The organism is Micromonospora sp. NPDC048898 (assembly GCF_043198035.1).
GTDB lineage: Bacteria > Actinomycetota > Actinomycetes > Mycobacteriales > Micromonosporaceae > Micromonospora.
In genome coordinates this window covers 278,869-304,659 of record NZ_JBICUF010000008.1, presented here as the reverse complement: position 1 = coordinate 304,659, position 25,791 = coordinate 278,869, and the positions used below count along the sequence as shown (strand labels likewise).

Sequence of the window (25,791 nt, the reverse complement as noted above, 5' to 3'; positions counted from 1 at the left end):
CGCCGGTCAGCGGTCGGCGTCGATCAGACTCTGCGGGCGCATGTCGGTCCAGTTCGCGTTCACGTAGTCGACGCAGTCCTGCCGACCGGCCGGGCCGTGCACGGTCCGCCAGCCGGCCGGCACCTCGGCGAAGACCGGCCAGAGGCTGTGCTGGTTCTCGTCGTTGACCAGCACCAGGAACGTGCCGTCGGCGTTGTCGAACGGGTTCGTACTCATCGGATACTCCTCGTGCGGGTGTGCGTTACCAGGGTGTGCAGGGCGTCGAACCAGAGGTGGGCGAGATCGTCCACCGAGCCTTCGGAAAACACGCCGTCCGGCCAGCTCCAGGTGGCGACCAGCTGCGGGCCGGTCGCGCGGTCCTCGGTCTGGGCGTTCAGCACCAGTTCGTACGTCTCGGGCATGGCGTCGTCGGCGCCGTTCTCGGCGGCCTCCGCCTCGGGGGCGAACTCCCAGTCGGCGGCCTCCGGGAAGTCGAACCGTCCCATGTAGTTGAACTGGATCGGCGGATGTGGCAGCGCGGCCAGGGTGGGCGCGGTCACCGGGTTGAGGTAGCGCAGCATGCCGTAGCCCATGCCGTTGTCCGGCAACTCGGCCAGGTGCTCGCGGACCCGTACCACCGCCTCGGCCACCGCCGCACCGCCCACCGACACGTCGATCCCGGCGGTGTCCAGGCAGACCGGGAAGATGTTGGTGAACCAGCCGACCGTGCCGGACAGGTCCGCCCCGTCCACCAGGTGCTCCTCCCGCCCGTGGCCCTCCAACGCGACGAGCACCGCCTCGCCCGCGCCGCCCTGCGCGGCCCGCCACCGGGTGACGGCCACCCCCAACGCGCCGAGCAGGACGTCGTTGACACCGGCGCCGAGCCTGGTCGGCACGCGGGTCAGCAGGGCCTCGGTGACGTCGGTGGGCAGGGTCAGGGTGATGTCGCGCAGGGTGCCGGCCACGTCGATCGCGGCGTCCAGCGGACGGCGTACCGGCAACGGGTCGCCGCGCCGTACGATCTGCTCCCACCTCGGCAGCTCCGCCACCCGGGCCGGGTCCGACGCGCGCTCGGCGAGGCCCGTCGCCCAGCGGCGGAACGACGTGCCGGTCGCGGCGGTGAGCGGTGTGCGGCCGGCGACCGCGTCCCGCCAGGCCGCGCCGATCTCGGGCAGCAGCACCCGCCACGAGACACCGTCCACGACCAGGTGGTGGACCAGCAGCAGCAGGCGGCCCGGCCGGTGCGGGCCGGCGTCCAACCAGGCGGCCCGGATCATCGCCCCGTTGTCCGGGTCGAGCCCGGCCTGCGCGATGGTGGCCTGCGCGGCGACCGCGTCCCACAGGCCACGGTCGTCGAGGTCTGCCACATCGACGCGTACCGTCCAGTCGGCGGCCCGCGACGAGCCCGGCGGCGGCACGGTCACCGACCAGTCGCCGGTGCGGTCCAGCCGGGCCCGCAGCAGGTCGTGCCGGTCGGCGACGGCCTGCAACGCGGCCAGCAGCGGCTCCCAACCGAGACCCGCCGGGACCTGCACGACCGCGGACTGGTTGAACCCGTCGATCGGGCCGTCCACCTCGCGCAGCCAGCGCATCACCGGGGTCAGCGGGAACGACCCGACCCCGTCGCCGATCCGGCCGTCGGCCCGGTCGAGCGCGGTCGCGACCAGGGCCAGCCCGGCCACCGTACGCTCCGCGAAGACCTGCCGCGGGGTGAGCCGCAGGCCGGCCGCACGGGCCCGACCGACGAGCTGCATCGCGACGATGCTGTCACCGCCCAACGCGAAGAAGTCGGCCTCGACATCCACCGAGGGCAGACCCAACACGGCCGCGACCACCTCGGCCAGGATGCGTTCCCGGTCGGTCCGGGGTGCCCGGCCGGCGCCGCTCGTGCCGAGGTCGGGCGCGGGCAGCACGGCCCGGTTCAGCTTGCCGTTGGCCAGGGTCGGCAGCCGGTCGAGGCGGACCAGGGCGGACGGCACCATGTAGTCGGGCAGTTCGACGGCGACCGCGGCACGCAGCGCGGCCAGGTCGAGGCCGTCGGCACCGACCACGTAGCCGGCGAGGAGGCGTACGCCGGGGCGGTCCTCGCGGGCGACCACCACGGCCTCGGTGACGCCGGGCTGTGCGGCGAGCACCGACTCGATCTCGCCCAGCTCCACCCGGAAGCCACGGATCTTCACCTGTTCGTCGACCCGACCGAGATACTCCACCCGACCGTCCTCGGTCCACCGCACCAGGTCACCGGTGCGGTACATCCGCTCGCCCGGCGCACCGTACGGGTCGGCGAGGAAACGCTCGGCGGTCTGGTCGGGCCGGCCCAGGTAACCACGCGCCAGGCCGGCCCCGGCGACGTACAGCTCACCGGCCACGCCGGTCGGGGTGTGCCGCAGGGCCCGGTCCAGCACGTACGCGCGGGCACCCGCGACGGCCCGGCCGATCACCGGGGAGGCGGTGTCGCCGATCCGGGCGGCGAGAGCGTCCACCGTCGCCTCGGTCGGGCCGTACAGGTTGAACGCCTCGGTGCCGGGCAACGCGCCGAGACGCTGCCAGAGCGCGGGCGGCACCGCCTCGCCGCCGACACCGACCACGGCGAGGGGGCAGCGCCCGTCGCGGATCAGGCCGGCGTCGGCGAGTTGCGCGAAGTGCGAGGGGGTCAGCTCGATGAAGTCGATCCCCTCGGCCCGGATCAGCTCGGCGAGCTGCTCCGGATCGCGTTGCAGCTCCTCGGTGACGATGTGCAGGGCGTGCCCGTCGAGCAGCCACAGCTGCGGCTGCCAGGAGGCGTCGAACGCGAACGACCAGGCGTGCCCGACCCGCAGGTGCCGGCGGCCGGTGGCGGCGCGGGCGGGCAGGTGCAACTGCGCACGGTGACTCCGGAACAGGTTGACCAGGTTGCGGTGGGTCACCACCACACCCTTCGGGCGTCCGGTGGAGCCGGAGGTGTAGATGACGTACGCGGGGTGCTGGGGGCGGGCCGGGCGTACCCGGTCGTCGTCGGTCAGGTCGTGCCCGGCGAGCGTGGCCAACGCCGGGTCGTCGACCAGGACGTGGTCGAGCCCGTCCGCGCCGACACCGACCCCGGCGGCGGTGACCAGCACGGCGGGCCGCGCGTCGGCGAGCATCGCGGCGACCCGGGCCGGCGGGTAGGTCGGGTCCAGCGGCAGGTAGGCGGCACCGCACTTGAGCACCGCGAGGATCGCGGTTATCGCGTCGGCGGTGCGCGGCAGGGCGAGGGCCACCACGTCCTCGGCACCGACCCCACGGGTGGCCAGCAGCCGGGCCAGCCGGTTGGCGCGGTCGTTGAGGTCGGCGAACGTCAGGCGGACCGCGCCGCACACGACGGCGGGCGCGTCCGGTGACTCGGCCACCTGCCGCTCGAACAGGTCCGCCACCGTCGGGTCGTCGCTCCCGGCGGGCGGGGGCGGGTTCCAGCCGGTGCGGTCCTCGTCCGCCACCAGGTCCAGGCGGCCCACCGGGCGGTCCGGGTCGGTGGTGAACGCGGTCAGGACGGCGGTGAGCGCGTCGACGAGTCGCCGGGCCACCGGAGGGGCGAAGAGGTCGGTACGGAACTCCAGGCCCACCCGCAGCCGCTGGCCGGGGTCGACGACCCAGGTGAGCGGGTAGTGGGTGGCGTCGCGCCCGCCCGCGTCGACGGCGGCGAGCAGGCTCTCCGACCCGTCGTCGGCACGCTCCGGGTAGTTCTCGACGATCAGCAGCGTGTCGAACAGCTCACCGACCCCGGCCAGGCGCTGGACGTCGGCCAGCCCGAGATACTGGTGGTCGAGCAGCGTCGACTGCTCGTCCTGGAGCCGGGCCAGCAGCCCCGCCACCGGCTCGGCCGGGTCGAGGCGCACCCGCACCGGCACGGTGTTGATGAACAGCCCGATCATCGACTCGACGCCTGGCAACTGTGCCGGCCGTCCGGAGACGGTGGCACCGAAGACCACGTCGTCGCGGCCGGTGAGCCGGCCCAGCACGATGCTCCAGGCGGCCTGGACCAGCGTGTTCAGCGTCAGCCCCCGGGAGCGGGCCAGGCCGGTCAGGCGCGCGGTCACGGCCTCGGTCAGCTCCCGCTCGGCCAGCTCGGGCACCGCCGGCTCGCGGTGCGGGTCGGCCGGTGCGAGCCGGGTGGCGTCGGTGACCCCGGCCAGCGCGGTCCGCCACGCCTGCTCGGCGGCGGACCGGTCCTGCCCGGCCAGCCAGGCGAGGAAGTCGCGGTACGGCGGCGGGGCGGTGCCACCGTCGACGCCCTCGTACAACTCGGCGAGCTGGTCCAACAGCGGCCCTCGGGACCAGCCGTCGAGCAGCATGTGCTGGTGGGTGAGGATCAGCCGGTACGCGTCAGGAGTGCGCACCAGCATCATCCGCAGCAGCGGGGCGACCGCCGGATCGAACCGGCGGCCCTCCTCGGCGAGGCAGCGCTGCCACGCCTCCTCCTGCCGCGCGGCCTCCAGATCGGACAGGTCCGCCTCGGCCCAGGGCAGCGTGACGCCACGGTGCACCACGGCGACCGGTCGGCCGGAGTCGAGTTGGTGGAACGACGTCCGCAGGTTGGCGTGCCGCTGCACAAGTGCCTGCGCGGCGGCGCGCAGCCGGGCCGGGTCGACGCTGCCGGGCAGGTCGAAGACCATCTGCACGGTGTAGAGGTCGAGGCCGTCGGCGTCGAACGCGGCGTGGAAGAGCAACCCGGTCTGCAACGGTGAGAGCGGCAGCACCTCCGCCACGTCCAGGCCCCGCCCGGCGATCTCGGCGGTCTCGGCGTCGGTGAGCGTGACGAGCGCACCGCTGCCGCTGGCGGCGGTGAACGCGGACCCGGCGGCGGCGGCCAGCGCGGCAGGCGTCCGCAGCTGGAACACCTGCCGCAGGCTGAGCGACAGGCCGGCGGCGCGGGCCCGGCCGACCAACTGGATCGAGATGATGCTGTCGCCGCCGAGGCTGAAGAAGTCGTCCTCGACGCCCACCGTGGGCACCGCCAACACCTGTGCGAACAGGTCGACGAGCACCTGTTCGCGCGGGTTGCGCGCGGCCGTGCCGGTGCCCGCGGCGGCGAGGTCGGGGGCGGGCAGGGCGGCCCGGTCCAGTTTGCCGTTGACCGAGACCGGCAACGCGTCGAGGACGACGAAGGCCGACGGCACCAGGTGCGCGGGCAGCAGCGTCGCGAGCCGGGCCCGCAACGCCGCCTCGTCCAGGGTGCCGGCCCCGGTGAGGTACGCGACCAGGTGCGCGACACCCGGCCGGTCCTCGCGCAGCAGCACCACCGCCGAACCCACCTCGGGCTGTGCGGTCAGCGTGGCCTCGATCTCGCCCAGCTCGACGCGCAGCCCACGGATCTTCACCTGGCCGTCGCCCCGGCCGAGGAACTCGAGCACCCCGGGCGCGCTCCAGCGCACCTGGTCGCCGGTGCGGTACATGCGGGTGCCGGGCGGACCGTACGGGTCGGCGACGAAGCGGTCGGCGGTGAGGTCGGGCCGGCCCCGGTAGCCACGGGCCAACTGCACACCGGAGAGGTAGAGCTCACCCGGCACCCCCACCGGCACGGGGTGCAGCCCGGCGTCGAGCACGCTCACCCGGGTGTTCCACACCGGCGCACCGATCGGGACCGTGCCCGTGCCGACACCGCGCTCGGCGGGCCACGCCGTCACGTCCACCGACGCCTCGGTCGGGCCGTACAGGTTGTGCAGGGCGGCGCCGGGCAGCACGTCCCGGCACCTGTCGGCGAGGACGCTGGGCAGCGCCTCGCCGCTGCACAGGACGCGGCGCAGAGTGGTGCAACCGGCCGCGTCCGGCTCGGCGAGGAACGCGGTGAGCATCGACGGGACGAAGTGCACGGTGCTGACCCGTTCCCGTTGGATCACCTCGGCGAGGTAGACCGGGTCGCGGTGGCCGTCCGGCCGGGCGACGACCAGGGTGGCCCCGGTGCTCAGCGGCCAGAAGAACTCCCAGACCGAGACGTCGAAGCCGGCCGGGGTCTTCTGCAACACCCGGTCGCCCACGGTGAGGCCGTACTCGTGCTGCATCCAGCGCAGCCGGTTGACGATGCCGGCGTGCTCGATCTCGACGCCCTTGGGCACGCCGGTGGAGCCGGAGGTGTAGATGACGTACGCCGGGTGCCGGGGGCCGGGCGGGCGCAGCCGCACGTCCGGGTCGTCCAGCGGTCCGTCGAGCACGATGGGTGCGTCCGCGTGGGGCAGCCCGGCGACGCGCGACGCGGTGCCGCCGACGGCGAGCACCGCGACGGGCCGCGCGTCGGCGAGCATCGCCGCCAGTCGGGCGTCCGGGTGGTCCAGGTCGAGCGGCAGGTACGCGGTGCCGGCCCGCCCGGCCGCGAGGATCGCCACGACCAGCTCGACCGAACGCGGAAGGGCCAGCGCGACGACTGTCTCCGGTCCGGCGCCGACGGAGGCGAGCACCCGGGCCAGTCGCTCGGTGCGCGTGTCCAACTCGCGGTAGGTCATCTCGACACCGTCCGGGTCGACCAGCGCCACCGCGTCGGGGGTCGCCGCGACCTGTGCGGCCACCAGCTCCGGCAGGGTCGCCGCGGGCAGTTCGCGGACCTCGCCGGTACCGGCGGTCCGGAGCGCCGCGCTCCCGGCCCGGTCGAGCAGGCCGACCCGGCCGACGGGGGCGTCCACCCCGCTGACCAGTTCGTCCACGACTGTGACGAGTGCCGTGGCGAGCCGGGTGGCGTACGCGGCGTCGAACAGGTCGGGCCGGTACTCGACGGCGAGGTGCAGGGTCGGGCCGGGCTCGGCGATGAGCGTGAGCGGGTAGTGGGTGGCGTCGTGCCCGTCGGTGCCGGTGACCGGCAACCCGTCGTCGTCGGCGTCGCCGTCCGGGTAGTTCTCGAAGACCAGCAGGGTGTCGAACAACTCGCCGTGGCCGGCGACGCGCTGGATGTCGGTGAGGCTGAGGTACTGGTGTTCCATCAGCGCGGACTGCTCGTCCTGGATCCGGTCGAGCAGCGCGTGGGCCGGTTCGGCCGGGTCGATGCGGACCCGCACCGGCACGGTGTTGATGAACAGGCCGATCATCGACTCGACGCCGGGCAACTGCGGTGGCCGCCCGGAGACGGTGGCGCCGAAGACCACGTCGTCGTGGCCGGTGAGCCGGGCCAGCAGCAGCGCCCAGGCGGCCTGCACGATGGTGTTCACGGTCAGACCACGGGCGCGGGCGTTCGCGGTCAACGCCGCCGTCCGGTCCGCGGGCAACTCCACCTCGGCCACCTCGGGAGCCAGCGCGGCGCGGCTCCCGTCGGCGGGCGCGACGCGTGTGGGTTCGGCCAGGCCGCCGAGCGCGGCGGCCCAGGCGTTCTCGGCGGTCCGCCGGTCCTGCCCGGCCAGCCAGGCGAGATAGTCCCGGAACGGCCGGCCGGTCACCGGCGCGGTGTCGCCGTCGCGGTACAGGGCGGACAACTCGGCCAGCAGCGGTCCCCGGGACCAGCCGTCGAGCAGCAGGTGATGGTGGGTGAGCACGAGCCGGTGCGAGTCCGGGCCGGTACGCACCAGGGCCAGGCGCAGCAACGGGGCGACAGCCGGATCGAAGCGGCGGCCCTGCTCGGCGAGGAGCCGCTGCCAGGCCGCCTCCCTCGCGTCGGTGTCCACCTCGGACAGGTCGACCTCGGTCCACGGCACGGCAACGGTGGCCGGGACGACGCTGACCGCCGTGCCGGACCCGAGGTGGTGGAACGAGGCGCGCAGGCTGGGCTGCCGGTCGAGCAGCGCCTGACCGGCGGCGCGCAAACGGGCGGCGTCGATCGGCCCGGTCAGGTCGACCACCATGCGGACGGTGTAGACGTCCGGGCCGGCGTCGTCGAGCAGGCTGTGGAACAACAGGCCGGTCTGCAACGGCGAGAGCGGCAACACCTCGCGGACGTCGACGCCGAGGCCGGCCAGTTCGCGCCGGTCGGCCTCGGTGAGGGTGACCAGGGACAGGCTCGACGTCACCGCGTCGGTGCCGGTCACGGTGCCGGCGACGGCCACCAGCCGGGCCGGGGTGCGCTGGAGGAACACCTGACGCGGGGAGATCACCAGGCCGGCGACCCGGGCCCGGCCGACCAACTGCATCGACATGATGCTGTCCCCGCCGAGGGCGAAGAAGTCGTCGTCGATGCCGACCGCGGGCACTCCCAGCACCTCGGCGAAGACGTCGCAGAGCAGCTTCTCGCGGGGAGTCCGGGGTGTGCGCCCGCTGTCGGCGGTGAACTCCGGGGCGGGCAGGGCGGTCCGGTCCAGCTTGCCGTTCACCGACACCGGCAGCGCGTCCAGGGCGACGAACGCGCCGGGGACCATGTAGTCGGGCAGCGTCGCGGCCACGCCCGCCCGCAACCGGCCGAGATCGGTGCCGCCGACGACGTACGCGACGATCCGCTTGACGCCACCGTCGGTCCGCAGCACCACGGCGGCCTGCCGGACGCCCTCCTGGCGGGCCACGACGGCCTCGATCTCGCCGAGTTCCACCCGGAACCCGCGAATCTTGACCTGGTGGTCGACGCGGCCGACGAACTCCAACGCCCCGTCCGGAGACCAGCGCACCAGGTCGCCGGTGCGGTACATCCGCCCGCCGGGCGCGGCGAACGGGTCGGGCAGGAAGCGCTCGGCGGTGAGGCCGGGCCGGTTGTGGTAGCCACGGGCCAGGCCGAGACCGCCCAGGTACAGCTCGCCGACGATCCCGGGCGGGACCGGGTTCAGGCCGCTGTCCAGCACGTACGCCAACTGCCCAGGATCCGGATAGCCGATCGGCACGGTGCCGGTGGAGATCGGGGCGCACTCCCACAGGGTCGCGTTGACGCTCGTCTCGGTGGGCCCGTACGCGTTGAACATGCGCCGGCCGGCGGCGAACCGCTCGGCCAGCCGGGCGGGCACCTCCTCGGTGCCGACGAGCATGGAGACCCCGAGCGGCAGCCGGCAGTCGGCGGGCAGCGCGCTGAGCACCGACGGCGGCAGGGCCAGTTGGGTGACCTCGTGCTTGGTGAGGTAGTCGACGAGCGGCGCGCCGGGAACGCGCAGTTCGGCCGGGACCACCACGAGCGCACCGCCGGACAGCAGCGCCTGGCACAGCTCCCAGTAGGCGAGGTCGAAGCTGGGCGACGCGAAGAGCAGCACCCGACTGGCCTGCGTGACACCGAGCCGGCGCTGCTGGGTGGCGAGCAGCTTCGCGACGCCCTCGTGGGTGACGACGACGCCCTTGGGTCGCCCGGTCGAACCGGACGTGTAGATGACGTACGCGGCGTCCGCGACGTCGGGCGCGACGGGCGTCACGTCCGGGCCGGACGCGGCCACGTCCACCACCGGACTGTCGCCGGGCAGCGCGTCGGCCAGCTCGGCGCGGGTGACGACGCAGGCCGGCGTGGCGTCCTCCAGCATGTAGCGCAGCCGGTCGGCTGGGTAGTCCAGGTCGAGCGCCAGGTAGGCGGCACCGGAGCGCAGCACGCCGACAAGCGCGGTGACCAGGTCGACGGAGCGGGGGAGTGCCACCGCGACGACCTGGCCGGGGCCGACCCCACGGGCGGCCAACGCCCGGGCCAGCCGGTCCGAACGCACGGCCAACTCGGCGTAGCTGACCTGCTCGTCCTCGCAGATCACGGCGATGTTCTCCGGGTACGCGGCGACCATGTCGGCGAACTGCCGGGGGAAGGTGGTGGCGACGATGCCGTCCGTGCTGCCGTTCCACTCGGTCAGGACCGTCGCACGCTCGGCCGGGTCGAGGATGTCGATCCGGCCGACCGGGGCGGCCGGGTCGGCGGCCAGCGCGGTGACGACGCGGACCAGCCGGTCGAGGACGGTGCGGGCGGCGTCGGCGTCGAACACGTCGGCGCGGTGCCGGATCTCCAGGTTGATCCGCGGGCCCGGCTCGGCGACAAGCACCAGCGGATAGTGGGTGGCGTCCTCGTCCTGCGCCTCGGTGACCCGCAGCCCGGGCACCGGCTCGGCGGCGTCCGGGCTGTCCGGGTAGCTCTCGAAGACGGTGAGGGTGTCGAACAACTCGCCGTGCCCGGCCAGCCGTTGGATGTCGGCCAGCCCGAGGTACTGGTGCTCCATCAGCGCGGCCTGCTCGTCCTGCAGGCGCACGAGCAGGTCGCGGGCCGGCTCGGCCGGGTCGATGCGGACCCGCACCGGCACGGTGTTGATGAACAGGCCGATCATCGACTCGACACCGGGCAGCTGCGGTGGCCGCCCGGAGACGGTGGCGCCGAAGACCACGTCGTCGCGGCCGGTGAGCCGGGCCAGCAGCAGACCCCAGGCCGCCTGCACCACCGTGTTGACGGTGACGCCGAGGGTACGCGCGAGGTCGGTGAGTCGGCCGCTCAGCTCGGCGGGCAGCGCGGTCTCCACCGAGCCGGGGACGACCGGCTCGGGCGTGGTGCCGGCGGGTGCCATCCGGGTCGGTTCGTTCAGCCCGGCGAGCGCGTCCCGCCAGGCGGCGGTGGCCGCGTCCCGGTCCCAGCGGGCCAGCCACGCCAGGTACGCCTTGTACGGGGTGACCGGCGGCAACGAGCCGGGCTTGGCGTACAGGGCGAGCAGTTCCCGCACGAGCAGCGGCGCGGACCAGCCGTCGAGCAGGATGTGGTGGTGCGTGATGGTGAGGCGGTGTACCGCGTTCCCGAGTCGGGTCAGTGTCATCCGCAGCAGCGGTGGCCGGGCCATGTCGAAGCGTTGGTGCCTGTCGACGGCGGCGAGCCGGTCGAGTTCGGCGGCGCGTTCGGCCTCGGGCAGGCCGCTCAGGTCGTGCTCGGCCCAGGGCAGCCGGGCCCGGGTGGGGATCGCGGCGACAGTGCTGCCCTTGGCCGTACGCCGGAACCCGGCCCGCAGGTTGGCGTGCCGGTCGAGCAGCGCCTGCCCGGCGTCGCGGAGCCGGACGGTGTCCAGCGGCCCGGTCAGGTCCAGCGCGGTCGACACCGTGTAGACGTCGGGGGCGTCGGTGTCGTAGAGCGCGTGGAAGAGCAGCCCCTCCTGCAGCGGCGTCAGTGGCAGGACGTCTTCGAGCCCGGTCTTCTTGGTCACTGCGTCTCCCACTCGGACTCGAGGTCGGCGAACTCGGCCTCAAGGCTGTCGATGTCGGCCTGACTCAACTCGACCAGGCTCAGGTCGGACGGGGTGTAACCCCCGGATCCCGGATCGGCGGCGAGCGCCCGCAGCGCCTCCTGCCAGCGGCGGGCCAGCTCACGGACCTGCTCCTCGGTGAGCAGGTCCCGCGGCCAGGTGAAGGTCGCGGCGAGTCGGGGCCCGTCGGCGTGGTCCTCGGTGATCGCGTTGATCTCCAGCGGGTAGTCGGCCGGCATGCCGTTGTCGGCGCCGCCGCCCCAGCCCTCGCCGGCCGGTTCCCACGGGCCCTCGTCGGCGTTCCCGGCGGCGAACCGGCCGAGGTAGTTGAAGCCGATCAGGGGCGGGCCGTACCCGGCGAGCACGCTTGCCGTCTGGGGGTTGAGGTAGCGCAGCAGGCCGTAGCCGACGCCGTTGTCCGGCGCCGCCCGCAACCGCTCCTTGATCGTCTTCAGGGCGTCACCGGGATGCTCCGCACCGAGGTCGAGTCGGACCGGGTACTCGCTGGTGAACCAGCCGACCGTGCGGGACAGGTCGGCGCCGGCCACCAGGTGCTCCTCCCGGCCGTGCCCTTCGAGCATGACCAGCCAGCCGGCACCGCCGGCCCAGTCGCGCAGCGCCAACGCGAGACCGGTCAGCAGCACGTCGCCGACGCCGACGTGGAAGCCGGCGGGCACCGTGGTGAGCAGCGGCTGGGTCTCCTCCGCTGGCAGTTCGATGGTGATCTCGTCGCAGGTGCCGGTGCGATCGCGGGTCGGGTCGAGGGGTCGGCTGCCCAGCGGGGCGCGCGGCCCGGCCAGAACCTCGGTCCAGTACGGCAGTTGCGCCACGGTCCGCGGGTCGCGGGAGAGGCCGTCCAGTTCCCGGGCCCAGCGGCGGAACGAGGTGCCGGTGGGTGGGAGGGTGATCGGGGTGCCCGCCTGCCGGGCCGCCCAGGCGGCGGCGAGGTCGGGCAGCAGGACCCGCCAGGACACTCCGTCCACGGCGTAGTGGTGCACGACGAGCAGCACGTGCCCGGGTTCGAGCAGCACCGCCTGGAGCATGACGCCGCGGGCGGGGTCGAGCCGGTCGCGGGCGGCGGCGGCGATCGCGGGCAGGTTCTTCTCGTCGTACGAGGTCACCCGCACGACGTCGACAGGCGCGCCGGGCTCGGGGATCCGCACACCGTCCTCGGTCACCCGGGCGCGCAGCAGGTCGTGGCGGTCGACGAGCGCCTGCACCACCTCGGTGAGCCCGGCCGCGGTGAGCCCGGCCGGGGCGTGCAGCAGCATCGACTGGCTGTATCCGGCGGTCGGGCCGTGCACCTCGGCGAGCCAGCGCATCACCGGGGTGAGCGGCGCGCTTCCGTACGCCTCGCGCGGGTCCTCGGCCACCGTGGTGTCGACGGTGACAGTCTGGGCGAGCCCGGCCGGGGTCTTGTGCCGGAACACGTCCCGGGGGCTGATGCCGAGACCGGCCGCACGGGCCCGGCTGACCAGTTGGATCGAGACGATGCTGTCGCCTCCCAGGGCGAAGAAGTCGTCGTCGATGCCCACCGACGGCAGGCCCAGCACCTCGGCGAACAGGTCACACATGTGTTGTTCGCGGCTGTTGCGGGCGGCCGTGCCGCCGACCAGTTCGGAGAAGTCCGGGGCGGGCAGCGCGGCGACGTCGAGTTTGCCGGCGACCGTCCGGGGCAGCGCGTCCACCTCGACGAACGCCGAGGGGATCATGTAGTCGGGCAGCGTGGCGCGCAGCCGGTCCAGGTCGGCGGGCCCACCCACCACGTAGGCGACCAGTCGGCCGTCGCGGAGCACCACGGCGGCCTGACCGAGCGCCGCTTCGATCTCGCCCAGCTCGATGCGGAAGCCGCGGACCTTGACCTGCCCGTCGGCGCGGCCGGCGAACTCCAGCACCCCGTCGCGATTCCATCGGGCCAGGTCCCCGGTGCGGTACATCCGGGCACCAGGCGGGCCGTACGGGTCGGCCACGAACCGCGTTGCGGTGAGCCCGGTCCGGTTCAGGTATCCGTGGGCCAGCCCGGCCCCGGCCACGTACAGCTCACCGAGGACGCCCGGTGGCACCGGCCGCAGGGCGGCGTCGAGCAGGTAGGTGCGCACGTTGGCCAGTCGGTACGCGGCCCGGTCCGGACCGTCCCATCCGTAGGCGTCCACGGACGTTTCGGTCGGCCCGTACAGGTCGTGGCAGGTCAACCCGGGCGTGGCGCACACCTGTTGCCACAGTCGTTCGTCGATCGCCTCGCCGCCGACCAGCAGCACGCTCAGGCCCGCGTCCAACAGCCCGGCCGCGACCAGCTCCCGCAGGTAGGTGGGCGTCACGTCCAGCACGTCGAGGTGGTGACGGCGGACGTAGCCGACCAGGGCGGCATCGTCGCGGTACTCGTCGTCGTCGAGGACGTGCAGGGTGTGCCCGTCGAGCAGCCAGAGCAGCGGCTCCCACGACCCGTCGAACGTGAACGACGCCACGTGCGCCACCCGACGTCGAGGGCCGGCCATCAGCCGCTCCCGGTGCGACGCGAACAGGTTCACGATGCCCCGGTGCGGGACCACCACGCCCTTCGGCCGTCCCGTCGACCCCGACGTGAAGATCACGTACGCGGGATCGTCCGCCCGGGGGCGGTCGGGGTTGCCGATCGGCGCCTCGACGAGTGTGGGCTCGTCGAGCAGCAGGCGGGCGTGGCCCGGCGGCAGGGGAGTGTCGCCGGTGGTGAGCACCAGCGCCGGCTGCGCGTCGTCGAGCATCGCGGCGATCCGGTCGGTCGGCTGGTACGCGTCGAGCGGCAGGTACGCCGCACCCGCCCGGAGTACGCCCAGGATCGCCGGGACGGTGAGCGGGCGGGACACCGCGAGCGCGACCAGGGCGCCCCGGCCGACGCCGCGTCCGGCCAGCACGCCGGCGAGCCGGGACGACCACCTGTCCAGTTCGGCGAACGTCCACGACCGGCCACCGGAGACCAGCGCGACCGCCGCCGGTGTCGTCGATGCCTGCGCCTCGAACAGGTCCACGATGGACCCCGGCGGTGTGGTCGCGTCGGCGTCGACGGCGAGCAGCAGGTCCCGTTCGTCCTGGCTCAGGACGTCGATTCGGCTGACCACCGCCGACGGGTCGGCGGCGACGGTGGCGAGGACCCGCTGCAACCGCTCGACAAGTGTGTGCGCCGTGGCGCGGTCGTACCGGTCGGTGGCGAATTCGAGGCTTCCCTCGATGCCGCCGTCCGGGGCGTCGGCGAAGTCGAAGGAGAGGTCGAACATCGCCGTACGGTGTCCGACGGGTTCGGGCGCTCCGGTCAGCTCGGCGAGTGTCCAGGTGTCGCCCCCGCCGGGCAGGTAGGAGACCATCGTCTGGAACAGCGGGTGCCGGCCCAGCGATCGGACCGGGTTCAGCGCTTCCACGAGGTGTTCGAACGGGACGTCCTGTCTGTCGAAGGCGGCCAGGTCGGTCTCCCGCACCCGGGCCAGCAACTCGCGGAACGACGGGTCGCCCGAGGTGTCGGTGCGCAGCACCAGCGTGTTCACGAAGAAGCCGACGAGGTCGTCCAACGCGGCGTCCGGTCGCCCCGCCACCGGTGCGCCCAACGGCACGTCGGTGCCCGCACCCAACCGGGACAGCAGCACCGCCACCGCCGCCTGCACCACCATGAACATGGAGGTCCCGGTCGATCGGGCCAGCTGCCGGAGGTCGCGGGCAACCGGGTCGGGCAGGACGAAGTCGACGAGGTCGCCCCGGTGACTGGCCTCCGCCGGGCGGGGCCGGTCGGCCGGCAGGTCCACCTCGTCGGGCAGCCCGGCCAGGGCCTCCCGCCACGCCTGCACCTGGTCGGTCAGGTCGACGGACTGCTCGCGTTGCCAGAGGGCGAAGTCGGCGTACTGCACGGGGAGCGGTCGGAACGCCGGGGCGTGGCCGGCGCGGCGCGCCTCGTACGCCGCGGTGAGGTCGGCGCGCAACGGTTCGTCGGACCACTCGTCACCGGCGATGTGGTGCACCAGCAGGAGGAGCACGTGCTCGTCCGGTGCCACCCGGAACACGTCGACCCGCAGCGGCGGCTCGCGATCGAGCGCGAACGCGTGCTCGGCGGCGGCGTCGACGTCGCCGCCCTCGTGGAACGCGACCGGGACGGCGTCCGGTGGGAGGATGTGCTGGTAGGGGGTCCCGTCGACGTCCGGGAAGACGGTGCGGAGGGTTTCGTGGCGGGTGACCACGTCGCCGATCGCCGCGACCAGCGCGTCCGGGTCCAGTCGGCCGCGTAGTCGCCAGGCGATCGGGATGTTGTACGTCGGGTTTGGTCCTTCGAGCCGGTAGAGGAACCACAGCCGTTGTTGGGCGTACGACAGCGGCACCCGGTCCGGGCGTGGTCCGGCCACCAGCGGTGCTCGGCTGGACCCGACAAGTTTCGGTAGCAGTCCCGCCACCGTGGGTGCGTCGAACACGGCGCGGACCGGCAGCTCCACGCCCAGGACGGCCCGCACCCGGCCGGCGAGGCGCATCACCAGCAGCGAGTGGCCGCCGAGGGCGAAGAAGTCGTCGTCGATGCCCACCGACGGCAGGCCCAGCACCTCGGCGAACAGGTCACACATGTGTTGTTCGCGGCTGTTGCGGGCGGCCGTGCCGCCGACCAGTTCGGAGAAGTCCGGGGCGGGCAGCGCGGCGATGTCGAGTTTGCCGGCGATGGTGCGGGGCAGCGCGTCCACCTCGACGAACGCCGACGGGATCATGTAGTCGGGCAGCGTGGCGCGCAGCCGGTCCAGGTCGACGGGCCCACCCACCACGTAGGCGACAAGCCGGCCGCCGGTCACCACCACGGCGGCCTGGCCGAGGGCGGCCTCAATCTCGCCCAGCTCGATGCGGAAGCCACGGACCTTGACCTGCCCGTCGGCGCGGCCGGCGAACTCCAGCACCCCGTCGCGATTCCATCGGGCCAGGTCCCCGGTGCGGTACATCCGCGCACCCGCCGGGCCGTACGGGTCGGCCACGAACCGCTGCGCGGTGAGCCCGGCCCGGTTCAGGTATCCGTGCGCCAACCCCGCCCCGGCCACGTACAGCTCACCGAGGACCCCCGGCGGCACCGGCCGCAGGGCGGCGTCCAGCAGATAGGTGCGCACATTGGCCAACCGATACGCCGACCGGCTCGGGCCGCGCCACCCGTAGGCGTCCACGGATGCCTCGGTCGGCCCGTACAGGTCGTGACAGGTCAAGCCGGGCGTGGCGCACACCTGGTGCCACAGTCGTTCGTCGATCGCCTCGCCGCCGACCAGCAGCACGCTCAGGCCCGCGTCCAACAGCCCGGCCGCGACCAGCTCCCGCAGGTAGGTGGGCGTCACGTCCAACACGTCGATCCGCTGGTCACGCAGCCGCGACACGAGAACACCCGCGTCGCGGTACTCGTCGTCGTCGAGGACGTGCAGGGTGTGCCCGTCGAGCAGCCAGAGCAGCGGCTCCCACGACCCGTCGAAGGTGAACGACGCCACGTGCGCCACCCGACGCCGGGGGCCGGCCATCAGCCGCTCCCGGTGCGACGCGAACAGGTTCACGATGCCCCGGTGCGGGACCACCACGCCCTTCGGCCGTCCCGTCGACCCCGACGTGAAGATCACATACGCGGGGTCGTGCGCCGACGGCGCACCCACGAACGGCTCCGCCTCCGGCGCCGCCGACCCCACCACCAGCTGAGGGCCCGACCAGGGCACGTCGGTGTCCCCGGTGGTGACCAGGATCGCCGGCTGCGCGTCGTCGAGCATCGCGGCGATCCGGTCGGTCGGCTGGTACGCGTCCAACGGCAGGTACGCCGCACCCGCCTTGAGTACGCCCAGGATCGCCGGGACGGTGAGCGGGCGGGAGGTGGCCAGCGCGACGAGGCCCCCGGCGTACGGGGCCAGCGCACCGGCGAGCCGCGACGACCAGTCGTCCAGTTCGGCGTACGTCCAGGCGCGCCCGCCGGAGACCAGGGCCACCGCCTCGGGGCTGGCCGCCGCCTGCGCGACGAACAGGTCCACGATGGAGCCCGGCGGGATCGGTGTGGCGGCCGGCACGGCCAGCAGCCGGGAACGCTCGGCGGGGGCGAGCACGTCGATCCTGCTCACCACCGTCGACGGGTCGGTGGCGACGGTGGCGAGGACCCGCTGCAACCGCTCGACGAGGGTCTGGGCGGACGAACTGTCGAACCGGTCGGTGGCGTACTCCAACTCGCCTCGGACGCCGCCGCGGGTCTCGAAGAAGTCGAAGGACAGGTCGAACATCGCGACGTGCTGGCGTACCCGCTCGGTCTCGACGCGCAGCGATCCGAGGTGCCAGGCGGCGTCGGCCTCGCCGAGGTAGGAGACCATCGTCTGGAACAGCGGGTGCCGGCCCAGCGATCGGACCGGGTTCAGCGCCTCCACGAGGTGTTCGAACGGGACGTCCTGTCGGTCGAAGGCGGCCAGGTCGGTCTCCCGCACCCGGGCCAGCAACTCGCGGAACGACGGGTCACCCGAGGTGTCGGTGCGCAGCACGAGCGTGTTCACGAAGAAGCCGACGAGGTCGTCCAACGCGGCGTCCGGTCGCCCCGCCACCGGTGCGCCCAACGGCACGTCGGTGCCGGCGCCCAACCGGGACAGCAGCACCGCCACCGCCGCCTGCACCACCATGAACATGGAGGTCCCGGTGGACCGGGCCAGCGCACGCAGCCGTTCGGTCACCTCGGCGGGCAGCGTGAAGTCGACCACGTCGCCCCGGTGACTGGCCTGCGCCGGGCGGGGCCGGTCGGCCGGCAGGTCCACCTCGTCGGGCAGCCCGGCCAGGGCCTCCCGCCAGCCGTCGACCTGCGCGGTGAGCGCGCCCGACTCGGCGCGCTGCCACAGCGCGAAGTCGGCGTACTGCACGGGCAGCGGCGGGAACGCCGGCACCAGCCCGGCGCAGCGGGCGGTGTAGGCGGCCACGATGTCGCGGCGCAGTGGCACATCCGACCACTCGTCGCCGGCGATGTGGTGCAACAGCAGCAGCAACACGTGCTCGTCCGGTGCGATCCGGAAGAGCTGGGCGCGCAGCGGTGGCTCGTGGTCGAGGCGGAATCCGTACGCCCCGATCTCGGCGAGCCGCCCGGGGAGGTCCGCCTCGGCGATGTCCGTCACCGGCACCGCGACCGGTGCGGCGGGCAGGACGCGCTGGTACGGCTCGCCGCCGTCCTGCTCACCGAAGATGGTGCGGAGGGCTTCGTGGCGGGTGACCACGTCGCCGATCGCCGCGACCAGCGCGTCCGGGTCCAGTCGGCCGCGCAGTCGCCAGGCGATCGGGATGTTGTACGTCGGGTTCGGTCCTTCGAGCCGGTAGAGGAACCACAGCCGTTGTTGGGCGTACGACAAGGGCACCCGGTCCGGGCGTGGTCCGGTCACCAGCGGTGCTCGGCTCGACCCGACAAGTTTCGGTAGCAGTCCCGCCACGGTCGGTGCGTCGAACACGGCGCGGACCGGCAGCTCCACGCCCAGGACGGCCCGCACCCGGCCGGCGAGGCGCATCACCAGCAGCGAGTGGCCGCCGAGGGCGAAGAAGTCGTCGTCGATGCCCACCGACGGCAGGCCCAGCACCTCGGCGAACAGGTCACACATGTGTTGTTCGCGGCTGTTGCGGGCGGTCCGACCCACACTCGACGCGGCGAAGTCCGGAGCGGGTAACGCGGCGACGTCGAGCTTCCCGGCGACCGTCCGGGGCAGCGCGTCCACCTCGACGAACGCCGAGGGGATCATGTAGTCCGGCAGCGTGGCGCGCAGCCGGTCCAGGTCGACGGGCCCACCCACCACGTACGCGACAAGCCGGCCGTCGCGGAGCACCACGGCGGCCCGACCGAGCGCGGCCTCGATCTCGCCCAGCTCGATCCGGAAGCCACGGACCTTGACCTGCCCGTCCGCGCGACCGGCGAACTCCAACACCCCGTCGGAGTTGAACCGGGCCAGGTCCCCGGTGCGGTACATCCGCGCACCCGCCGGACCGAACGGGTCGGCCACGAACCGCTGCGCGGTGAGCCCGGCCCGGTTCAGGTACCCGTGCGCCAACCCCGCCCCGGCCACGTACAGCTCACCGAGGACCCCTGGCGGCACCGGCCGCAGGGCGGCGTCGAGGACGTACGTGCGGACGTTGGCCAACCGGTACGCCGACCGGTCCGGGCCGTGCCACCCGTAGGCGTCCACGGACGTCTCGGTCGGCCCGTACAGGTCGTGACAGGTCAAGCCGGGCGTGGCGCACACCTGTTGCCACAACTGCCCGTCGATCGCCTCGCCGCCGACGAACAGCATGCTCAGGCCCGCGTCCAACACGCCCGCCGGCACCAGCTCCCGCAGGTAGGTGGGCGTCACGTCCAACACGTCGATCCGCTGCGCGCGCAGGTGGCCGACAAGCGCGGCGGCGTCGAGGTAGACGTCCGAGTCGAGGACGTGCAGGGTGTGCCCGTCGAGCAGCCAGAGCAGCGGATCCCACGACCCGTCGAACGTGAACGACGTCACGTGCGCCACCCGACGTCGCGGACCGGCCATCAGCGGTCCCCGGTGCGACGCGAACAGGTTCACGATGCCCCGGTGGGGCACCACCACACCCTTCGGCCGTCCCGTCGACCCCGACGTGAAGATCACGTACGCGGGGTCCTGCGCCGACGGCGTACCCACGAACGGCACCGCCTCCGGCACCGAGGAACCAACGACCAGCCGGACACCGGTCCATGCCGGGGCCGGGTCGTCGCCGGCCGCGACCACCAGCACCGCCGGGACCGCGTCGTCGAGCATCGCGGTGAGCCGGTCGGCCGGTTGGTTCAGATCGAGCGGCAGGTACGCCGCGCCGCTGTCGAGCACGCCGAACACCGCAGGCACGGTGAGCGCCCGGGGCAACGCGAGCGCCACCCGGTCGGTACGCGTGACGCCGCGCTCGCGCAACGCCCCGGCCAGTCCGGCGGCCCAGCGCTCCACCTCGGCGAAGGTCCACTCGCGTCCGTCCGCGACGAGGGCGACGGCGGTGGGCGTCCGGGCCGCCTGCTCGTGGAACAGGGCGCTGACCGTGGTGTCGGGCACTGGCCTGGCGGTGTCGTTCCAGCCCCGCAGGACGCGGTCCCGTTCCACCGAGGTCAGCACGTCGACGGCGGCGAGAGGCGCGTCCGGGGCGTCGCAGATCCGGGTCAGCACCAGGGTCAACCGGTCCAGGAGCGTCGCGGCGGCGTCGGTGTCGATCAGGTCGGCGCGGTACTCCAGATCGAGGTGCAGCCGGTGGCCGGGACGCGCGGTAAGCGTCAGCGGATAGTGCGCGCAGTCGCGGACGTCCGCGCCGGTGACGCGTACGCCGTCTGCCGGCGCGGGCAGCGACTCGCCCAGCGGGTAGTTCTCGAAGACCGTCAGGGTGTCGAACAACTCGCCGTGCCCGGCCAGCCGCTGGATCTCGGCCAACCCGAGGTGCTGGTGCTCCATCAGCCGCACCTGCCCGTCCTGCAGGCGGCGTAGCACTGTCGCCACCGGCGCGGCCGGGTCCAGGGCGATGCGTACCGGAATGGTGTTGATGAACAGGCCGATCATGGTGTCGGCGCCGGGCAGGTCCGGCGGGCGCCCGGCGACCGTCGCGCCGACCACCACGTCGTCGCGGCCGGTCAGCGCGCCGGCCACGATGCCCCAGGCGCCCTGGACGACTGTGTTCATGGTGAGCCCACGGGCACGGCCGAGGGCGGTGAGCCGAGTGGTCAGGTCGACCGGGAGGTCACGCACGAGGCGCCGCGGAACGACCGCGTGGGCCGGCGGGCGGCCGGCGAGGAGGGTCGGCCCGTCCAGCCCGGCCAGCGCCGCGCGCCACGCGGCCTCGGCCGCCGGGCGGTCCTGGGCGGCGGTCCAGGCGAGGTAGTCGCGGAAGTCGGCGGGCTCCGGCAGCAGGTCGCCCCGGTAGAGGGCGATCAGCTCGTCCAGCAACAGCGGCACCGACCAACCGTCGAGCAGCAGGTGGTGGTGGGTGAGCACGAGCCGGTGCCGGTGCGGGCCGAGCTGGACCAGGGTCATCCGCAGCAGCGGCGCGGTCGCCGGGTCGAGCCGGGTCGCCAGGTCCGTGTCGAGGAAGCCGGGGAGGTCGTCCTCGGCCAGGGTCAGGGCGGCCCAGGGCAGCGGCACGTGCCGGGGCACCACGGCCACGGACTGCCCGTTCTTGCGGCGGCGGAACGCCACCCGCAGGTTGGGCCGACGATCGAGCAGGGCCTGCCCGGCGGCCCGCAGCCGCTCGGCGTCCAGTGGCCCGTCCAGGGCGACGGTCAACTGTCCGGTGTAGACGTCCGGGCCGTCCGCGGCGAGATGCGCGTGGAACAGCAACCCTTCCTGGAGCGGGGTCAGCGACAGGATGTCGGCGATCCCGGAGGCCTGCCCGGGGGTGGCGGTCGCGGTCACGAGAGCTCCCATTCGGCCTCGAACTCGTCGATCTCGTCCTGGCTGAGCGTCAGCGTCAGGTCGGACGGGGTGAGCCCGCCGGCGGCCGGGCCGCGGGCGTGCACGACGAGCGCCTCCAGCGCGGCGAACCAGGTCGCGGCCAGGTCGGCCACCGCCGCGTCGTCCAGCAGCTCACGCGGGTACGCCCAGGTCACCCCCAGTTCCGGGCCGGCCGTGCTGTCCTGCACGTACGCGTTGATCTCCAAGGCGTACGGTGCGACAGGCATGCCCAGGTCGAACCCGCCGGCCAGGATCCCGTGCCCGGCCACCGGCGTCCAGCTTCCGTCGTCGCCGGACGAGGCGGTGAACCGGCCGAGGTAGTTGAAGCTGACCTGCGGGGCGGGACGGGCGGCCAGCTCAGGCTCGGTGTCCGGGTTGAGGTAGCGCAGCATCCCGTACCCGATGCCGTGGTCCGGGATGGCCCGCAGCTGCTCCTTGAGCCGCTTCAGCGCGGTGCCGGCGCTCGGGCCACCGGCCAGTGCCTCGGCGACGTCGATGTCACCGGGGTCGAGGCGGACGGGGAAGACTGTGGTGAACCAGCCGAGCGCCGGAGTGAGGTCGGCGTTCGCGACGACCTGCTCCTCCCGGCCGTGCCCCTCCAGGGCGATCAGCACCGAGCGCTCGGCGCCCTTCCCGTGCCGGGTCCGCCAGTCGATCATCGCCAGGGCCAGCGCGGTGAGCAGCACGTCGTTGATGCCGGCGTGGAAGGCGGCGGCGACAGTGGTGATCAGCGGCTCGGTGGTCGCGGCGGGCAGCCGCACGGTGTGCCGGGTGACCGTGGCGAGGTCGTCCACCGGCCGCAGCGGACGCCGCGTCAACGCCGGGTCCGCGCCGGTCAGGATGCGCTGCCACAGCGCCAGTTCCGCGGTGCGTTCCGGCCGCCGGGCCGCCTCGGTGAGTGCGGTGGCCCACCGCCGGAAGGACGTGCCGGTGCGTTCCAGGACCGGGGTACGCCCCGCCACCCGCTGTTCCCACGCGGTGGCCAGGTCGGCCGGCAGGATCCGCCACGACACGCCGTCCACGACGCTGTGGTGGATGACCAGCAGCAGCCGGCCCGGCGCGCAGGGCCCGCGGTCGAACCAGACGGCCTGGGCCATGACACCCCGCGCGGGGTCGAGCCGGCCGGCGGCGGCCTGCTCCTCGGCCTCGATCACCGCGCCGGGTTCGGCCCGCCGCAGCCACGGCCGAGTGGTGCCGCGTGGCGCGACGTGCAGCCGGCCCGGCGTCGTCGGGGTGGCGCGGACGAGCCGCGAGCGCAGCAGGTCGTGCCGGTCGGTGAGCGCGTCCAGCACGGCGGTCAGGTCGGCCTCGGTGGCTCCGGCCGGCGTGGCGAGCACTATCGACTGGCTGAACGCGTCGATGTCGCCGCCGGTCTCGTCGAGCCAGCGCAGGATCGGCGTGAACGGGATGTCGCCCACCCCGTCGTCGGGCTGGTCCCGGGCGCCGGTGTCGAGTTCGGTGACGACCTCGGCCAACGCGGCCACCGTCCGCAGCTCGAACACCTGGCGTGAGGTGCACACCAGCCCCGCCGCGCGGGCGCGCAGCACGAACTGGATGGAGACGATGCTGTCCCCGCCGAGGCTGAAGAAGTCGTCCTCGATGCCGACCCCGGGGACGCCCAGGACGTCCGCGTACAGCTCGCAGAGCACCCGCTCGCGGGGCGTGCGGGGCGCGGTGCCGGTGGCCTGGGCGGCGTAGTCCGGTGCTGGCAGCGCGGCCCGGTCGAGTTTGCCGCTGGTCAGCACCGGCAGCCGGTCCAGCAGCACGAATCCGGTCGGCACCATGTAGCTGGGCAGCCAGGACTCGGCGTGCAGACGCAGTGACTTCACCAGGGCCGCCGGATCGGCGACCGCGGTCAGGGTGTTGGCGTGCGCGACCACCGCGCCCCGACGGTAGGCGTGGCGGGGCTCGGTGCCGCGTTCGAAGACGACGTCCAGGTCCCCGCGTGTCGAGGAGCCGTCCCAGGTCACCACGGCGTGGTAGCCGGATGCGTCGGCAAGCGCGTGGAAGTCCTCGACGGACGGGGCGTCGTGCCCACCCAGGCGGGCGTTCGGCACCGCGGTGACCCGCAGCCGCCGCCGGCCGGCGGTCAACTGCTTCCGGACGTCGTCCAGGTGCCCGGCCCAGGCGTACGTCGTCTCGAGTGTGGGCGCGGGCACCGGCGCGGTGGTCAGCACCACGTCGTAGCGGTAGCCGCTCAGCTCGTTGTCGTAGCCGCCCCGCTTCACCCACACCTCGGCGCCCCGGATCGATCCGGTCGGCAGCGTGGCGAAGTAGTCCGGGTCGAGCAGCAGCTCCCGTTCGGCGCGGACCGCCGCCTCGACCGCGGCGTCCAACGCGGCGGGGGCCACACCACGGCTGGTCTGGATCGCCTCGTGCAGCATCCGGTGCAGGCGCAGGTTACGGACGTCGCCGACGAAGATCACACCGCCGGGGGCGAGTCGCTCGGCCGCCGCGCGCAGCACACCGCTCAGGTAGTCGGCGCTCGGGAAGTACTGCACCACCGAGTTGATGACGACCGTGTCGAACCAGCCGGTCGGCACCCCCGTCAGGTCGTGGGCCGGTTGGGCGCGAAGCGTGACCCGTTCGGCGAGCCCGGGAATCGCCGACACCGCGGCACGTAACGTGTCGACGGCCTGCTCGGAGAGGTCCAGACCCCAGTAGCTCTCGCACTCCGGGGCGAGTCGCGACAGCAGCAACCCGCTGCCGACGCCGATCTCCAGGACGCGCCGGGGCCGCAGCGACCGGATCCGGTCGACAGTGGTGTCCCGCCACTCGCGCATCTGCGCCAACGGAATGGGCGAGCCGTCGAAGCTGCTGTTCCAGCCGGTGAAGTTCTCGTCGAAGCGCTCGACCCGGCCGGCCTGGTAGAGCAGTTCGTGCAGTTCCTTCCACTCGGCGACCTGACTGTCGGCCCGGTCCTGCGGTGCGGCGTCCTCGCTCGGTACGACGTAGGCCGCCAGCCGCACGTCACCCGGGCGGTCCTCGCGGGCCAGCACGGTGACCTGGCCGACGTTCGGGTGGCGGGCCAGCACCGACTCGATCTCGCCCAGCTCGATGCGGTATCCGCGTACCTTCACCTGGTCGTCGACCCGCCCGAGGAAGTCCAGCCGTCCGTCCGCCCGCCAGCTCGCCACGTCACCGGTGCGGTACATCCGTCGACCGGGTGGGCCGTACGGGTCGGCGAGGAACCGCTCGGCGGTCAGGTCCGGCCGGTTGACGTAACAGCGGGCCAGGCCCGGCCCGGCAAGGTAGAGCTCACCTGGCACACCGGGCTCGACCGGCCGCAACGCGTCGTCGAGCAGGTAGGCGTCGGTGCCCGGGTCGGGGCGTCCGATCGGGACCGAGGAGCCGTCGATCCGCTCCGGGTCACACTCGCCGAGCGTGGAGTTGACGGTGGCCTCCGTCGGGCCGTACGCGTTGAACATGCGGCGATCCCGCGCCCAGCGGGCGACCAGTTCCGGCGACACCCGTTCGGTGCCGGCCAGCAGGATGCCCGGTGGCAGGTCACACTCCGGGGGCAGCGCGGCCAGCAGCGCCGGCGGCAGGATCATGAAGTTGGCCCGGTGCCGGATGGCGTACTCGGTGAGGGCAGGCCCGGCGACGCGGCGCTCGGCGGGGACGATGACCAGCCGCCCACCGGAGAGCAGGGCCAGGCAGAGATCCCAGAACGCCACGTCGAAGCTCGGCGAGGCGAAGTGCAGGACCCGGACGTCGGGGGTGAGCCCGAACCGCTCGAACTGGGTGGAGAGCAGCTTGGCCACGCCGGTGTGGGTGAGCAGCACGCCCTTGGGGCGGCCGGTCGAGCCCGAGGTGTAGATGACGTAGGCGGCGTGCTCGACCCGCAGGCCGGGCCGCTCGGGGTCGTCGGTCGACGCGTTCGCCAGCTCGGCGACCACCTCGGGGGCATCGAGCAGCAGCCGGGGCACACCGTCGGCTCGGGGCAGCCGGTCCGCCGACTCGGAGGTGGTGACCAGGCAGACCGGTCGCGCGTCGCCGACCAGGTAGGCGAGCCGCTCGGCCGGGTCGGCCGGGTCCAGCGGAAGGTAGGCGCCGCCGGCCTTCAGCACGGCCAGCTCCGCCACGATCATGTCGACCGAGCGCGGCACGGCGAGCCCGGCCACCCGATCCGGGCCCAGACCCCGGGCGACGAGCAGGTGCGCCAACCGGTTGGCCCTGGCGTCCAACTCGGCGTAGGTGACCTCGACGTCCTCGAAGACCACCGCCACCGCGTCGGGGTCACGTCGAACCGTCCGCGCGAACGCGTCCGGGAGGGTGGTCGGGGCGACGGTCAGCGGGCCGCCACTGGAGAGCGCCTCCCGGTCCGCCACGGTGCCGCCGGTGCTGCCGCCGATGATCTGCAT

Annotated in this window: 4 protein-coding genes; all 4 read right to left on the bottom strand. The window is 73.7% G+C overall.

The genetic code is table 11. The features are described 5' to 3' along the window. Positions 1 to 6: 6 nt before the first annotated feature. From ACGFIQ_RS22335 to ACGFIQ_RS22320, 4 genes are read right to left on the bottom strand one after another with little or no spacing between them, the layout of a single operon-like run. Positions 7 to 216, bottom strand: a complete 210-nt coding sequence (locus ACGFIQ_RS22335; protein WP_357073336.1) for an MbtH family protein — start codon at positions 214 to 216, stop codon at positions 7 to 9. After that, positions 213 to 10,979, bottom strand: a complete 10,767-nt coding sequence (locus ACGFIQ_RS22330) for an amino acid adenylation domain-containing protein (RefSeq protein WP_393246469.1) — start codon at positions 10,977 to 10,979, stop codon at positions 213 to 215. The genes ACGFIQ_RS22335 and ACGFIQ_RS22330 overlap by 4 nt, the downstream gene beginning before the upstream one ends. Then, complete coding sequence (locus tag ACGFIQ_RS22325; RefSeq protein WP_393246467.1) at positions 10,976 to 21,388, bottom strand: amino acid adenylation domain-containing protein; 10,413 nt, start codon at positions 21,386 to 21,388, stop codon at positions 10,976 to 10,978. The genes ACGFIQ_RS22330 and ACGFIQ_RS22325 overlap by 4 nt, the downstream gene beginning before the upstream one ends. Beyond that, complete coding sequence (locus ACGFIQ_RS22320; protein ID WP_393246465.1) at positions 21,385 to 25,791, bottom strand: amino acid adenylation domain-containing protein; 4,407 nt, start codon at positions 25,789 to 25,791, stop codon at positions 21,385 to 21,387. Before ACGFIQ_RS22320 ends, ACGFIQ_RS22325 begins: the two co-directional genes overlap by 4 nt.